At 62.8% G+C, this 13,682-nt stretch carries 14 protein-coding genes; 8 read left to right on the top strand and 6 right to left on the bottom strand.

Translation table 11 applies throughout. From position 1 onward, the window contains the following. The first annotated feature begins 149 nt into the window (after window positions 1–149). The 3 genes from VMP31_RS12155 (at window position 150) to VMP31_RS12145 (ending at window position 3,199) form a co-directional block, all read left to right on the top strand. A complete protein-coding gene (locus VMP31_RS12155) occupies window positions 150–1,403 on the top strand; it encodes an ATP-binding protein (protein ID WP_325507427.1) in 1,254 nt (417 codons plus the stop codon). 12 nt (window positions 1,404–1,415) lie between these two features. After that, complete coding sequence (locus tag VMP31_RS12150) at window positions 1,416–1,976, top strand: response regulator transcription factor (RefSeq protein ID WP_325507425.1); 561 nt, start codon at window positions 1,416–1,418, stop codon at window positions 1,974–1,976. Window positions 1,977–2,257: 281 nt separating this feature from the next. Continuing rightward, window positions 2,258–3,199: an AEC family transporter gene (locus VMP31_RS12145; protein ID WP_325507423.1), complete on the top strand. Its 942-nt coding sequence runs from the start codon at window positions 2,258–2,260 to the stop codon at window positions 3,197–3,199. 53 nt (window positions 3,200–3,252) lie between these two features. Here VMP31_RS12145 and pcaC read toward each other — a convergent pair whose 3' ends face one another. From pcaC to gatC, 6 genes are all read right to left on the bottom strand, one after another. Then, on the bottom strand, window positions 3,253–3,630 hold the full coding sequence (gene pcaC / locus VMP31_RS12140) for a 4-carboxymuconolactone decarboxylase (protein ID WP_325507421.1): 378 nt from the start codon (window positions 3,628–3,630) through the stop codon (window positions 3,253–3,255). A 3-nt stretch (window positions 3,631–3,633) separates the two neighbouring features. Beyond that, a complete protein-coding gene (locus tag VMP31_RS12135; protein WP_325507419.1) occupies window positions 3,634–4,731 on the bottom strand; it encodes a calcium/sodium antiporter in 1,098 nt (365 codons plus the stop codon). A 96-nt stretch (window positions 4,732–4,827) separates the two neighbouring features. Beyond that, entirely contained in the window at window positions 4,828–5,277 is a 450-nt protein-coding gene (locus VMP31_RS12130; RefSeq protein WP_325507417.1) for a septal ring lytic transglycosylase RlpA family protein, read from the bottom strand. 65 nt (window positions 5,278–5,342) lie between these two features. Continuing rightward, window positions 5,343–6,809: an Asp-tRNA(Asn)/Glu-tRNA(Gln) amidotransferase subunit GatB gene (gene gatB, locus VMP31_RS12125; protein ID WP_325507592.1), complete on the bottom strand. Its 1,467-nt coding sequence runs from the start codon at window positions 6,807–6,809 to the stop codon at window positions 5,343–5,345. A 106-nt stretch (window positions 6,810–6,915) separates the two neighbouring features. Continuing rightward, window positions 6,916–8,367, bottom strand: coding sequence for an Asp-tRNA(Asn)/Glu-tRNA(Gln) amidotransferase subunit GatA (gene gatA / locus VMP31_RS12120; RefSeq protein ID WP_325507415.1), 1,452 nt, complete (start codon window positions 8,365–8,367; stop codon window positions 6,916–6,918). A 16-nt stretch (window positions 8,368–8,383) separates the two neighbouring features. Continuing rightward, complete coding sequence (gene gatC / locus VMP31_RS12115) at window positions 8,384–8,671, bottom strand: Asp-tRNA(Asn)/Glu-tRNA(Gln) amidotransferase subunit GatC (RefSeq protein ID WP_325507413.1); 288 nt, start codon at window positions 8,669–8,671, stop codon at window positions 8,384–8,386. 240 nt (window positions 8,672–8,911) lie between these two features. Between gatC and mreB the strand changes: the two genes are divergently transcribed. The 5 genes from mreB (at window position 8,912) to rng (ending at window position 13,662) form a co-directional block, all read left to right on the top strand. Further along, complete coding sequence (mreB, locus tag VMP31_RS12110; protein WP_108096189.1) at window positions 8,912–9,949, top strand: rod shape-determining protein MreB; 1,038 nt, start codon at window positions 8,912–8,914, stop codon at window positions 9,947–9,949. A 92-nt stretch (window positions 9,950–10,041) separates the two neighbouring features. Beyond that, the gene (mreC, locus tag VMP31_RS12105) at window positions 10,042–10,998 is read left to right on the top strand and encodes a rod shape-determining protein MreC (RefSeq protein WP_325507590.1); all 957 of its coding nucleotides are present in this window, start codon (window positions 10,042–10,044) and stop codon (window positions 10,996–10,998) included. Beyond that, a complete protein-coding gene (gene mreD / locus VMP31_RS12100; protein WP_325507409.1) occupies window positions 10,995–11,483 on the top strand; it encodes a rod shape-determining protein MreD in 489 nt (162 codons plus the stop codon). The genes mreC and mreD overlap by 4 nt, the downstream gene beginning before the upstream one ends. Before the next feature lie 45 nt (window positions 11,484–11,528). After that, window positions 11,529–12,149 (top strand): Maf family protein, encoded by a 621-nt coding sequence (locus VMP31_RS12095; protein WP_325507407.1) that lies wholly within the window; start codon window positions 11,529–11,531, stop codon window positions 12,147–12,149. Between the two features lie 55 nt (window positions 12,150–12,204). Then, window positions 12,205–13,662, top strand: coding sequence for a ribonuclease G (rng, locus tag VMP31_RS12090; protein WP_325507405.1), 1,458 nt, complete (start codon window positions 12,205–12,207; stop codon window positions 13,660–13,662). The last annotated feature ends 20 nt before the right edge of the window (window positions 13,663–13,682 follow it).

Below are 13,682 nucleotides of genomic sequence, written 5' to 3'. Positions count from 1 at the left end.
GAGGGTAGACGGTGCTATCTGATTAAACGGGTTAAAGCGGGTTCCCCTATTTTTCAGATTACCCCGCTGCGGCGTGTTGCCGCAGTTGGGCGCACAGTGGCTTGGTTATACTCCTGCGGCTTGTTGACTGAGCGTTTTTTGGAGAGCCCATGCTCGCACCTGTGCAGTTGCTGTCGGCCAGTCGGCAAAATCTCTGGCGTCTGACCCTGATCCGTATTCTGGTGCTGGCCGCCCAGGCCGGCTCCGTGGGCCTGGCCTACAAGTCCGGGGCGCTGCCATTGCCCTGGCTGGAGCTGAGCGTCACCCTCGGTATTTCCCTGGTGGTGTGCCTCCTTACGGCGGTGCGTCTGCGTGGCCCCTGGCCGGTGACGGAGCTGGAATACGCTGGGCAACTGGCCTGTGACCTGATCATTCATAGCCTGCTGTTGTACTACTCGGGCGGCTCGACCAACCCCTTCGTGTCCTATTACCTGGTGCCCCTGACCATCGCTGCGGCGACTCTGCCCTGGCTGTACACCATCACCCTGTCCGGCCTGGCGCTGGGTGGTTACACCTTTCTGCTGGTCTGGTCGCACCCCCTGGACCTACCCGCGGGGCCGCGGGAAATTCTGCTGATCTACGGCATGTGGCTGAGCTTTGCCCTGGCCGCCGGCTTGATCACCTTCTTCGTCGCGAAGATGGCCGAGGAGTTGCGCCATCAGGAAGAGCTGCGCGCCGAGCGCCGCGAGGAAGGCTTGCGCGACCAGCAGTTGCTCGCCGTGGCGACCCAGGCCGCCGGTGCCGCCCACGAGCTGGGCACGCCGCTGGCGACCATGAGCGTGCTGATCAAGGAGCTGCGCCGCGAGCATCAGGAGCCGACCCTGCAGGAGGACCTGGCGGTGCTGCAGGAGCAGGTCAAGCTGTGCAAGGAAACCCTGCAACACCTGGTACGCGCCGCCGAGGCGGATCGTCGTCAGGCGGTGGTCGACATGTCTTCTGTGGAGTGGCTGGAAACCACCCTCAATCGCTGGCACCTGATGCGTCCCGAGGCCAGCTATCGCTATCAATGCCTGGGCCGTGGCGCGCCGCCGCGGATGATGCCGCCGGCCGACCTGAGCCAGGCGCTGCTCAACCTGCTGAACAACGCCGCCGATGCCTGCCCGGACAAGCTGGATATTCGCCTGGACTGGGATCACCAGTGGCTGCGCCTGAGCATTCGCGACTTCGGTGCGGGCGTGCCACTGGCGATTGCCGAGCAGCTGGGGCGGCCGTTTTTTACCACCAAGGGCAAGGGCTTCGGCCTGGGCCTGTTTCTCAGTCAGGCCAGCGTCACCCGTGCCGGCGGCACGGTTAAACTGTATAACCACGAAGAAGGCGGCACGCTCACCGAGCTGAAGTTGCCGCGTGCCTATGGCCGAGCGTAAGGAACTACCCGAATGAGCGATGAAGTGCTGTTCGAAGGCGAAGAACAACCGCATTTGCTGCTGGTCGATGATGATCCGACCTTTACCCGCGTCATGGCTCGCGCCATGAGCCGCCGCGGCCTGCGGGTGTCCACCGCCAGCTCCGCCGAGGAAGGCCTGGCCCTGGCTGAGCAGGATATGCCGGACTACGCCGTACTGGACCTGAAGATGGAAGGCGACTCCGGCCTGGTGCTGCTGCCCAAGCTGCTGGAGCTGGACGCCGAGATGCGCGTGGTGATCCTCACCGGCTACTCGAGCATCGCCACCGCGGTGGAGGCGATCAAGCGCGGGGCCTGCAACTACCTGTGCAAGCCGGCCGATGCCGACGATGTGCTGGCCGCGCTGCTGACCCAGCATGCCGACCTGGATACCCTGGTGCCGGAAAACCCGATGTCGGTGGACCGCTTGCAATGGGAGCATATCCAGCGCGTGCTCAGCGAGCATGAAGGCAATATCTCCGCCACGGCCCGCGCCCTGGGCATGCACCGGCGCACCCTGCAGCGCAAATTGCAGAAGCGCCCGGTACGCCGCTGAGGCCGGTAGCGGATGTAGGAGCGGCGGGGGCACCTAGCCCATGCCCGCGAAACGCATCGCGGGCATGGCCCGCTCCTACAGATACCTACAAGCCGAAAGACGCAATTGCCCCCAGTTTGCTGCGCGACAGCGCGGCGTCTGGACGACGGGGCATCTCCTACGCAGCAGCCGAAATCGTATCTCCGACGAAGATCCGGCTACGCGCGGATAGTGCTAGGTTGTCGTACCTCTTCTCTTGCTATTATTAGCCCCCTAAGCAAATCGTCTGCCCAGGGGCTGCCATGCTTGCCGTCGTCCAGCAAACCCTCGCCATCACTGCACCGGTATTCGCCATGCTGTTTCTCGGCGTGGTGCTCAAGCGCCTGCACTGGATCGACACCGCTTTTATCAACACGGCCTCGAGCCTGGTGTTTCGCGGCACCATGCCGACCCTGCTGTTTCTCGGCATCGTCAAAGCAGACCTGAGCGCGGCGTTGCAACCGGCGCTGCTGCTGTTCTTTGTGGTTGCCACCCTGGTCTGCTTCACCCTGGCCTGGGGCTGGGCGATCTGGCGCATCCCCCGCGAGGATCGCGGCATTTACACCCAGGGCGCGTTTCGCGGTAACAACGGCATCATCGGCCTGGCGCTGGCCACCAGTCTGTATGGCGACTACGGCCTGTCTTTGGGCGCTGTGCTCGGTGGGGTGGTGATCCTTTGCTACAACGTGCTTTCGGCCATTGTCCTGGCCATCTACAGCCCCGGTGCCAAGACCGGGCCGCTGGCCATCGGCAAGAGCATCCTGGTCAATCCGCTGATTATTGGTGTGTTGCTGGCGATTCCCTTCGCCTACTGGCGGATTCCGTTGCCGGGCTGGCTGATGACCTCGGCCGAGTACTTTGCGCAGATGACCCTGCCGCTGGCGCTGATCTGCATCGGCGGCACCCTCAGCCTGGCCTCGTTGCGCCAGAGCAGCGGCACGGCGCTTAGCGCGAGCCTGATGAAGATGGTCTGGTTGCCGCTACTGGCCACTTCTGGTGCCTGGCTGTACGGTTTTCGCGAGGCGGATCTGGCGATCCTCTTCCTGTATTTCGCCAGCCCCACGGCGGCGGCCAGCTTCGTCATGGCCCGCGCGGTGGGTGCCAATCATGAACTGGCGGCGGCGATCATCGTGATCACCACCCTGGTAGCGGTGGTTACCACCAACCTTGGGCTATTGCTGTTGCAGTGGGGCGGCTGGATATAGCCATCCCGCGGGCATAAAAAAGCCGGGCAGTGCCCGGCTTCATTTTGTTGCCTTCAGGCTTGCTGGTAGTCGTCGATCACTTCCTGCGCCGCGCGAAAGGCATCGATGGCCGCCGGCACGCCGGCATACACCGCGCAGTGCAGCAGGGTTTCGCGAATTTCTTCTACGCTGCAGCCATTGTTCAACGCGCCACGCACATGGCCTTTCAGCTCCTGCGGGCATTTCAGCGCAGTAAGCGCCGATAGGGTGATCAGGCTGCGGGTCTTGCGATCCAGTCCTTCGCGGGTCCACACGCCGCCCCAGGCGTGCTCGTTAACGAAGTCCTGCAGCGGCTGGGTAAAGTCGGTGGCGTTACCCAGGGCGCGGTCGACAAAGGCATCGCCCATTACTTCGCGGCGGACTTTCAGGCCCTGCTCGTGGCTGTCACTCACAGGCTAAACCTCCTGGCCACGCTGCTTGTGCCAGGCGCGGCCGGCGATGATTACCAGGGTCACGGCGGTCAGCGGCAGGGCGTAGCCGAGCATGGCGTCACCAAAGACTTCGGCGAACGGTCGGCCGGTCGACGACAGTACCAGGTAGACCGTGTAGGCCACGTAATAGGCGAGGAACAGCAGGCCTTCCCAGCGGTTGATGCGGTAGCCGGCGAAGAAGATCGGCAGGCAGGCCACGGCCACCGCGATCATTACCGGGAAGTCGAAGGCCAGTGCGTTGGCGGCCACGCTGATGGCTTGCGGGGAGATCATCGAGGCCAGGCCCAGTACGCAGAGCAGGTTGAAAATGTTGCTGCCGACGATATTGCCCACGGCGATATCACGCTCGCCTTTGATGGCAGCCATGATCGAGGTGGCCAGTTCCGGCAGCGAGGTGCCGATCGCGACCACGGTCAGGCCGATCACCAGCTCTGAGATGCCCAGTGCGCGGGCCATGGTGACGGCGCTCTCAACCAGGAAGTTGGAGCCGCTGACCAGCAGCACCAGGCCGGCAATGATCAGCCCCAGATTGATTACCCAGGCGTAGGGTTTGGCCGGCTCATTAAGGCCGAACTCCTTGGCGAATTCGTCGTCCTCGCTGGCGGTCTTGTCGCGGCGCGAGCTGATAATCAGGAAGCTGGTGTAGGCAAGCACGCCGGCAAACAGCAGCGCGCCGTCGAGGCGGCTAAGGCTGCCGTCCCAGGCCAGGGCATACACCACCAGGCTGGCACCGATCATGATTGGCACATCCAGGCGGATCAGCTGGCGCGAGACGATCAGCGGTGCCACCACAGCGGTCAGGCCGAGAATCAGCAGGACGTTGGCGATATTGCTGCCGATCACGTTGCCGATGGCCAGGTCGCCGCTGCCGTTCAATGCAGCTTGTACGCTGACGGCGGTTTCCGGCGCGCTGGTGCCGAAGGCCACCACGGTCAGGCCGATGATCAGCGGTGGAATGCCAAACTGGGCGGCCAGCTTGGCGGCACCGCGCACCAAAACCTCGGCACCGGCGACCAGCAGCACCAGGCCTGCGATCAGATAAACAAAGGTCATCAGGGTCATTGCAAGGGGCTCCATAAAAGTGGCGCTAGTTTAATCACCCCCAGTTGGGCTGCCAGTGGGGGCTGTATGTTTATTTGTGCCAACGGTTGTCCTGGGTCAGTCCGCCAGTTGTTGCACCCGCACCGGCACTACGCCAGCGCGGAGCATGTCGAGTTGCTCTGCGGCCTTTTGCGACAGGTCGATAATTCGCCCCCTGGCGTGGGGGCCGCGGTCGTTGATGCGCACCACCACCTGTTTGTCGTTGTGCAGGTTGGTCACCCGCACCCGGGTGCCAAAGGGCAGGCTGCGATGGGCAGCGGTCAGGCCATGCTGGTTGAAACGTTCGCCGCTGGCGGTCTTTCTGCCGTGATGTCTGGCACCGTAGTAGGACGCTTTGCCCTCGGCGCTGTAACCCTGGGTGTCGACCCGGCTCGGGCTGGCGCAGCCGGCGAGCAAGGCCAGCGCGCTGAAGATCAGGCCGTTGCGCAGCAGCGAGCGTGTCCGTAGCCCGGATGCAATCCGGGGCGGCAAGGGTTCCCGGATTGCATCCGGGCTACGAGTAGGCATTCGTAGTTCCTCCTGATCGACGAACGCCGGGCAAGCCCGGCGTCGATTGGTTGCTATTTGAAGGCTCAGCCTTCGAGTTTCTTCTTCAGCAATTCGTTCACCTGGCCGGGGTTGGCCTTGCCTTTAGAGGCCTTCATGGCCTGGCCGACAAAGAAGCCGAACATCTTGCCGCGCTTGGCTTCATCGCTGGCGCGGTACTGTTCGACCTGCTCGGCGTTGGCTGCCAGCACTTCGTCCAGCATGCTTTCGATGGCACCGGAGTCGGTGACCTGCTTGAGGCCTTTCTTCTCGATCACTTCGTCAGCAGTCGCGCCTTCACCCGCGGCCAGGGCCTCGAAGACCATCTTGGCGATCTTGCCGCTGATGGTGTTGTCCTTGATGCGCAGGATCATCCCGCCCAACTGCTCGGCGGAAACCGGCGACTGGTCGATGTCCAGGTTGTCCTTGTTGAGCAGGCTGGACAGCTCGCCCATCACCCAGTTGGCGGCCAGCTTGGCGTCGCCACACACGGCATTGACCGCCTCGAAGTAATTGGCCATCTCACGGCTGGCGGCCAGTACGTCGGCGTCATAGGTGGACAGGCCGAACTCACGCTCAAAACGCGCGCGCTTTTCGACCGGCAGCTCCGGCAGGCTGGCGCGGATTTCATCGAGGAAGCTTTGCTCGATCACCACCGGTAGTAGATCCGGGCAGGGGAAGTAACGGTAGTCGTTGGCTTCTTCCTTGCTGCGCATGGAGCGCGTCTGGTCCTTGTTCGGGTCGTACAGGCGGGTTTCCTGCACCACCTTGCCGCCGTCTTCAATCAGCTCGATCTGCCGCTGCACTTCGTGGTTGATGGCTTTTTCGATAAAGCGAAACGAGTTGACGTTCTTGATCTCGGCGCGGGTGCCGAACTCGGCCTGGCCTTTTGGCCGTACCGAGACGTTGCAGTCGCAGCGCAGCGAGCCTTCGGCCATGTTGCCGTCGCAGATGCCCAGATAACGCACCAGGGCGTGGATGGCTTTGACATAGGCCACCGCTTCCTTGGCCGAACGGATATCCGGCTCGGAGACGATTTCCAGCAGCGGCGTGCCGGCGCGGTTAAGGTCGATGCCGCTCATGCCGTGGAAGTCTTCGTGCAGGCTCTTGCCGGCGTCTTCTTCCAGATGGGCGCGGGTGATGCCGATGCGCTTGCTGGTGCCGTCTTCCAGGGTGATGTCGAGGAAGCCCTTGCCGACGATGGGGTGATCCATCTGGCTGGTCTGGTAGCCCTTGGGCAGGTCCGGGTAGAAGTAGTTCTTACGGGCGAAGACGTTACTCGGCGCGATCTCGGCGTCAATTGCCAGGCCGAACTTGCAGGCCATGCGCACGGCTTCGGCGTTGAGCACCGGCAGGGTGCCGGGCATACCGAGGTCAACCAGGCTGGCCTGGGTGTTGGGCTCGGCACCGAAGGCGATGGCGCTGGAGGAGAAAATCTTCGATTGGGTGCTGAGCTGGGCGTGGATTTCCAGCCCGATTACGGTTTCCCATTGCATATCAGTGCTCCTTAGAATCCGCTCAGGACTGGTTGATGCCAGTCAGTGACTTGCTGGCGCTGAACTGGGCGTGAATTTCCAGGCAGACCACGGTTCACGGTTTCCCATTGCATGTCAGTCGTCCTCAGAATCCAGCCGGAGCTTGTGTGTGCCAGTCAGTGACCTGTTGGTACTGGTGGGCGACGTTGAGCAGGCGGCCTTCCTGGAAGTAAGGAGCGAGCAGCTGCACACCGACCGGCAAGCCATCGACGAAGCCGGCAGGCATCGACAGGCCGGGGATGCCGGCGAGGTTGGCGGTGATGGTGTAGATGTCTTCCAGGTAGGCGGCGACCGGATCGTTGTTCTTCTCGCCCAGTTTCCAGGCCAGGTTTGGCGTGGTTGGGCCGAGAATCACGTCGACGTCATTGAAGGCAGCGACGAAGTCGTTCTTGATCAGCCGGCGGATTTTCTGCGCCTTGAGGTAGTAGGCGTCGTAGTAACCGGCAGACAGCGCGTAGGTGCCGACCATAATGCGGCGTTTAACCTCGGCACCAAAGCCTTCACCGCGGGAGCGCTTGTACAGGTCTTCCAGATTCACCGGGTTTTCGCAGCGGTAGCCAAAGCGCACACCGTCGAAGCGCGACAGGTTGGAGCTGGCTTCTGCCGGGGCGATTACGTAGTAGGCGGGAATCGCGTGCTGCATATTCGGCAGCGAGATTTCTTTAACTGTGGCGCCGAGTTTTTTCAGCTCCTCTACAACAGCCATCACCTTCTCACCGATGCGTGCGTCCAGACCCGCGCCGAAGTATTCCTTCGGTAGGCCGATGCGCAGGCCGTTCAACGGCCGGCTGAGTGCGGCCAGGTAGTCATCGACCGGCTGATCGACGCAGGTCGAGTCCTTGGCATCGAAACCGGCCATGGCCTGCAGCATTAGCGCGCAGTCTTCGGCGGTGCGGGCCAGTGGGCCGCCCTGATCGAGGCTGGAGGCGTAGGCGATCATGCCCCAGCGCGACACGCGGCCGTAGGTCGGCTTGATCCCGGTGAGGTTGGTCAGTGCAGCGGGTTGGCGAATCGAGCCGCCAGTGTCGGTGCCGGTTGCCGCTGGCAGCAGGCGCGCTGCCACGGCTGCGGCCGAACCGCCGGAGGAGCCGCCGGGGACGCGGGTCAGATCCCAGGGGTTCTTGACCGGGCCGTAGTGGCTGGACTCGTTGGCCGAGCCCATGGCGAACTCGTCCATGTTCAGCTTGCCCAAGGTCACGGCACCGGCGGCGGCGAGTTTCTCCACCACGGTGGCGTTATACGGGGCGTTAAAGCCGGTGAGGATCTTCGAACCGCAGCTGGTCAGCACGTTCTGGGTGCAGAACAGGTCCTTGTGGCCGATGGGCGCGCCGAGCAGGGCACCGCTCTCGCCACTGGCGCGGCGGGCGTCAGCGGCTTTGGCCTGCTCAATGGCGGACGCTTCGGTGACGGTGATAAAGCTGTTGAGCTGCGGGTCGAGTTGCTGAATGCGTGCCAGCAGGCCGCGGGTCAGTTCTTCGGCGGAAAATTGCTTGTCGGCGAGTCCGCGGGCGATCTCGGCCAGGGTCAATTGATACATGGCTAGGCGGTTTCCCTTACTCGATGACTTTCGGAACCAGATACAGGCCGTTCTCGACGGCCGGGGCGATGGCCTGGTAAGCCTCGCGCTGATTGACTTCGGTGACCTGGTCGGCGCGCAGGCGCTGGGTGGCTTCCAGCGGGTGAGCCAGGGGTTCGATGCCATCGGTATTGACCGCTTGCATCTGGTCAATCAGGCCGAGAATCGTGTTGAGCGTCTCGGTAGTACTCGGAATATCGGCCTCATTCAGGCCCAGTCGGGCCAGATGGGCGATCTTTTCCACTTCGGAGCGTTCAAGCGCCATCAGGTTTCTCCCTCTACAAAGCAGCGCAATCGGGTGGCTGCCTATGGAAATTTGCACGAGTTGACCTGCATGCGGGTGCAGGGAACGGATAATGGAAGCTGGCAGTCAAAGGCCGCGATGATGGGCCTTAAAGCCCGGAAAAACAGCCAATCTAACATATTGGTGCCTTGCTCAAAATCCCTGTCGTTGTTAGAGTTTGCCGCACTTTTTTACCCACGCGTTGCCTAGGGTCCTTATCCCATGTTCAAAAAACTGCGTGGCATGTTTTCCAGTGATCTTTCGATCGATCTGGGCACTGCCAATACCCTGATTTATGTTCGCGAACGCGGCATCGTGCTGAACGAGCCGTCGGTCGTCGCTATCCGTACCCACGGCAACCAGAAGAGCGTGGTGGCGGTCGGTACCGAGGCCAAGCGCATGCTCGGTCGTACCCCAGGTAACATCGCCGCTATCCGCCCGATGAAGGACGGTGTAATCGCCGACTTCAGCGTCTGCGAGAAAATGCTTCAGTACTTTATCAACAAGGTTCACGAAAACAGCTTCCTGCAGCCGTCGCCGCGCGTGCTGATCTGCGTGCCGTGCAAATCCACTCAGGTGGAGCGTCGCGCCATCCGCGAATCGGCCCTTGGTGCCGGTGCCCGTGAAGTGTTCCTGATCGAAGAGCCAATGGCTGCTGCCATCGGTGCCGGCCTGCCGGTGGAAGAAGCACGCGGTTCGATGGTCGTCGATATCGGTGGTGGTACCACTGAAATCGCGCTGATCTCCCTGAACGGTGTGGTTTACGCAGAATCCGTACGGGTTGGCGGCGACCGTTTCGACGAAGCGATCATCACCTACGTGCGCCGCAACTACGGTTCGCTGATCGGTGAATCCACCGCTGAGCGGATCAAGCAGGAAATCGGCACCGCTTACGCCGGTGGCGAACTGCGTGAAGTCGACGTACGTGGCCGTAATCTGGCCGAAGGCGTACCGCGCAGCTTTACCCTGAACTCCAACGAAGTGCTCGAAGCGCTGCAGGAATCCCTGGCGACCATCGTCCAGGCGGTGAAAAGCGCCCTGGAGCAATCGCCGCCAGAACTGGCGTCCGACATTGCCGAGCGTGGCCTGGTGCTGACCGGCGGTGGCGCATTGCTGCGTGACCTGGACAAGCTGCTGGCCCAGGAAACCGGTTTGCCGGTGATCGTTGCCGAAGACCCGCTGACCTGTGTGGCCCGTGGTGGCGGCAAGGCTCTGGAAATGATGGATCGCCACACCATGGACCTGCTGTCCAGCGAGTAAGCCCCAGGCGACAAGCTGCAAGCTGAATACACCCCGGCTCGGCTTTGGTTTGTCGCCAGCAACTTGAAGCTTGTGGCTACGAGGAACTCGCCATCAAACCGCTATTCACCAAAGGTCCTTCGCTCGGCGTACGCCTGCTGGTGTTCACCGTGTTAGCGGTTGCGCTGATGGTGGTGGATGCCCGCTTTGCCGTGCTCAAACCCTTGCGTACCCAGCTCGGCCTGATCGTAGAGCCGGTGTACTGGCTCGGCCGTCTGCCGGTAACCCTGTGGGAAAGTGCTACCCAGGGCCTGAGTTCGCGTAGCGAACTGACCGCCGAGAACGAGCGACTCAAGACCGAGCAGCTGAGGCTGCAGCGCCGCCTGCAGAAGCTCGCCGCGCTGACCGAGCAGAACGTGCGTCTGCGCGAGCTGCTCAACTCCTCCGCCCTGGTCGACGACGAGGTGCTGGCCACCGAATTGATCGGTATCGACCCCAATCCCTTCACCCACCGCATCCTGATCGACAAGGGTGCGCAGGACGGCGTGCTGCTCGGCCAGCCGGTGCTGGATGCCCGTGGCCTGATGGGTCAGGTGGTGGAAGTGCTGCCCTACAGTTCGCGGGTGCTGCTGCTTACCGACACCACCCACAGCATTCCGGTGCAGGTCAACCGCAACGGTTTGCGCGCCATTGCCAGCGGCACCGGCAACCCGGAACGCCTGGAACTGCGCCACGTGGCCGATACCGCGGATATCAAGGAAGGCGACCTGCTGGTCAGCTCGGGCCTAGGTCAGCGCTTTCCGGCGGGTTATCCGGTGGCCACCGTGACCGAGGTGATCCACGATTCCGGTCAGCCCTTCGCCATTGTGCGCGCCATGCCCACCGCCAGCCTCAACCGCAGCCGCTATATGCTGCTGGTGTTTACCGATCCGCGTTCGCCGGAGGATCGCGCCACCGAGTCGGCGCAGGCCCAGGAAGCCCTGGACCGGGAAATTCTCCAGCAGGCGGGTACGCCGCCAGCCGCGGCCCCGGTCTCTGAGCCGGCCCCTGCAGTGGAGGCTGAGCAATGAGGTCGACGCGGGCGAGCAATCTGTGGGTGGTCTGGCTGACCCTGGGCTTTGCCCTGCTGCTCAGTGTTTCCAGCATGCCGCGCTTTATGGAAATGGGGCGGCCGCTGTGGCTGGCGCTGTTTCTGACCTTCTGGGTGCTGGCCTTGCCCCATCGCGTGGGGATGACCACGGCCTGGTGCCTGGGGCTGCTGGCCGATGTGCTGAATGGTTCGCTACTCGGGCAGAATGCCCTGGTGCTGACCCTGATCACCTTTCTGGTACTGACCCTGCATCAGCGCTTGCGCATGTTCCCCATGTGGCAGCAAAGCATGGTGCTGCTGGTGGTATTCGGCCTGGCGCAACTGGTGCAACTGTGGCTGCATGCCCTGACCGGCAACCGTCAGCCGACCCTCGAATTCGTATTCCCCGCACTGGTCAGTGCGTTGCTCTGGCCCTGGGTCTGCGCGATCCTGCGGGGGTTGCAGCGACGCATTGGCGTCAATTGAGCAGGGCCTGCGGGCCTTGCGCTTATCCGACAGGGAGAAGTCTGCATGGCCACGCTCTATCTGGCATCCGGTTCGCCGCGTCGACGTGAATTGTTGACGCAGATTGGCGTGCCCTTTCTCAGCCAAATCGTCCCCATTGATGAAAATCCATTGCCAGATGAGCTGCCAGTCGCCTATGTAGAGCGTCTGGCGCGGGCGAAAGCGCAGGCCGGTCTGGCCGCGTTGAGCCAGCCACTGGATGCCGTGGTGCTCGGTGCCGATACGGCCGTGGTGCTGGATGGGCGTATTCTGGGCAAGCCCGCCGATGCGGCCGAGGCCCAGGCGACGCTGCGGGCTCTGTCCGGGCGCAGCCATCAGGTGCTGACGGCCGTGGCTCTGGTTAGCCCTGCGCGGGTTGCCGTGCGGGTGGTCAGCAGTCAGGTGAGCTTTCGGCCGTTGCGCGCCGAGGAAATTGCCGCCTACTGGGCCAGCGGCGAGCCCCAGGACAAGGCTGGCAGTTACGCGATTCAAGGGCTGGCGGCAGTGTTCGTCAGCCAGTTGCAGGGCAGTTATTCGGCAGTAGTGGGCTTGCCCCTCTGCGAAACCGCCGAGCTGCTCGAAGAATTTGCCATTCCGTGCTGGCAGTCGTTGCCGGTTCACAGTCAAGAGGTTGCGGGTCGCGGGTGAGTGCTGAAGGTATGCGTTCCCCGGCTTGCTGCTTCGCCGGACAAGAGATAGAGCCATGAGCGAAGAAATTCTGATCAATATCACGCCGATGGAATCGCGTGTGGCGCTGGTGGAAAACGGCGTGCTGCAGGAAGTGCACGTCGAGCGTACGCAGAAGCGTGGCATCGTCGGCAATATCTACAAGGGCAAGGTGGTGCGGGTATTGCCGGGGATGCAGGCGGCCTTCGTCGATATCGGCCTGGAGCGCGCGGCTTTTATTCATGCCGCGGAAATCTCCAGCCGTGAAGGCAGCGCGGTGGAAAGCATCAGCGCCCTGGTCCACGAAGGCCAGAGCCTGGTGGTGCAGGTGACCAAGGACCCGATCGGCACCAAGGGCGCGCGCCTGACCACCCAGCTGTCGATTCCCTCGCGCTACCTGGTGTATATGCCGCGCACCGCCCATGTCGGCATCTCGCTGAAGATCGAGGACGAAGCCGAGCGCGAGCGCCTCAAGCAGGTGGTGGCCGACTGTGTGGCTGCCGAAGGCATCGAGGAAGCCGGCGGCTTTATCCTGCGTACCGCTGCCGATGGGGCTCGGGCCGAGGAGATCCTCGCCGATATCCGCTACCTGCGCCGCCTGTGGGAGCAGATCGCCACGCAGATGAAGGTCGGCCCGACGCCGCTGGTGATCTACGAGGATCTGTCCCTGGCGCTGCGCACCCTGCGCGACCTGGTCAACCCGAAGATCGAGAAGATCCGCGTCGACTCCCGGGAGACCTTCCAGAAAATCACCCAGTTCGTCGCTGAGCTGATGCCGGAAATCGCTGACCGCCTCGAGCACTACCCCGGCGAGCGGCCGATCTTCGACCTGTACGGCGTCGAGGACGAGATCCAGCGCGCCCTGGAACGCAAGGTGCCGCTCAAGTCCGGCGGCTATCTGATCATCGATCCGGCCGAGGCGATGAGCACTATCGACGTCAACACCGGGGCCTTCGTCGGCCACCGTACGCTGGAAGAAACCATCTTCAAGACCAATCTGGAGGCGGCCACGGCCATCGCCCGCCAGCTGCGCCTGCGCAATCTGGGTGGGATCATCATCATCGACTTTATCGACATGGAAGATGAGGAGCACCAGCGCCAGGTACTGCGCACCCTGGAAAAGCAGCTGGAACGCGACCACGCCAAGACCAATATCATCGGCATCACCGAGCTGGGCCTGGTACAGATGACCCGCAAGCGCACCCGCGAAAGCATCGAGCAGGTGCTCTGCGAGCCCTGCAGTGCCTGCCAGGGCCGCGGCAAGCTGAAGACCGCGGAAACCATCTGCTACGAAATCTTCCGCGAGATCCTGCGCGAAGCTCGGGCCTACCAGGCCGAGGGCTACCGGGTGCTGGCCAACCAGAAGGTGGTCGACCGCCTGCTCGACGAGGAGTCGGGCAATGTCGCCGATCTGGAGGCCTTTATCGGTCGCACCATCAAGTTTCAGGTCGAGACCATGTACTCCCAGGAGCAATACGATGTGGTGCTGCTCTGAACCCTCATCTGTTAGGCCGG

The organism is Pseudomonas sp., assembly GCF_035512415.1.
In the GTDB taxonomy this organism is placed as follows: domain Bacteria; phylum Pseudomonadota; class Gammaproteobacteria; order Pseudomonadales; family Pseudomonadaceae; genus Aquipseudomonas.
The sequence above is the reverse complement of the archived record's forward strand: the minus strand, read 5'-3'. Positions and strand labels throughout refer to the sequence as shown.

Bases quoted from the DNA above. Each gene is read 5' to 3' on its own strand.
- rng (WP_325507405.1), top strand. From the start codon at position 12,205: ATGAGCGAAGAAATTCTGATCAATATCACGCCGATGGAATCGCGTGTG.
- VMP31_RS12130 (WP_325507417.1), bottom strand. From the start codon at position 5,277: ATGCCTACTCGTAGCCCGGATGCAATCCGGGAACCCTTGCCGCCCCGG.
- VMP31_RS12095 (WP_325507407.1), top strand. From the start codon at position 11,529: ATGGCCACGCTCTATCTGGCATCCGGTTCGCCGCGTCGACGTGAATTG.
- VMP31_RS12145 (WP_325507423.1), top strand. From the start codon at position 2,258: ATGCTTGCCGTCGTCCAGCAAACCCTCGCCATCACTGCACCGGTATTC.
- VMP31_RS12155 (WP_325507427.1), top strand. From the start codon at position 150: ATGCTCGCACCTGTGCAGTTGCTGTCGGCCAGTCGGCAAAATCTCTGG.
- VMP31_RS12135 (WP_325507419.1), bottom strand. From the start codon at position 4,731: ATGACCCTGATGACCTTTGTTTATCTGATCGCAGGCCTGGTGCTGCTG.
- VMP31_RS12150 (WP_325507425.1), top strand. From the start codon at position 1,416: ATGAGCGATGAAGTGCTGTTCGAAGGCGAAGAACAACCGCATTTGCTG.
- mreB (WP_108096189.1), top strand. From the start codon at position 8,912: ATGTTCAAAAAACTGCGTGGCATGTTTTCCAGTGATCTTTCGATCGAT.
- mreD (WP_325507409.1), top strand. From the start codon at position 10,995: ATGAGGTCGACGCGGGCGAGCAATCTGTGGGTGGTCTGGCTGACCCTG.
- gatC (WP_325507413.1), bottom strand. From the start codon at position 8,671: ATGGCGCTTGAACGCTCCGAAGTGGAAAAGATCGCCCATCTGGCCCGA.
- gatA (WP_325507415.1), bottom strand. From the start codon at position 8,367: ATGTATCAATTGACCCTGGCCGAGATCGCCCGCGGACTCGCCGACAAG.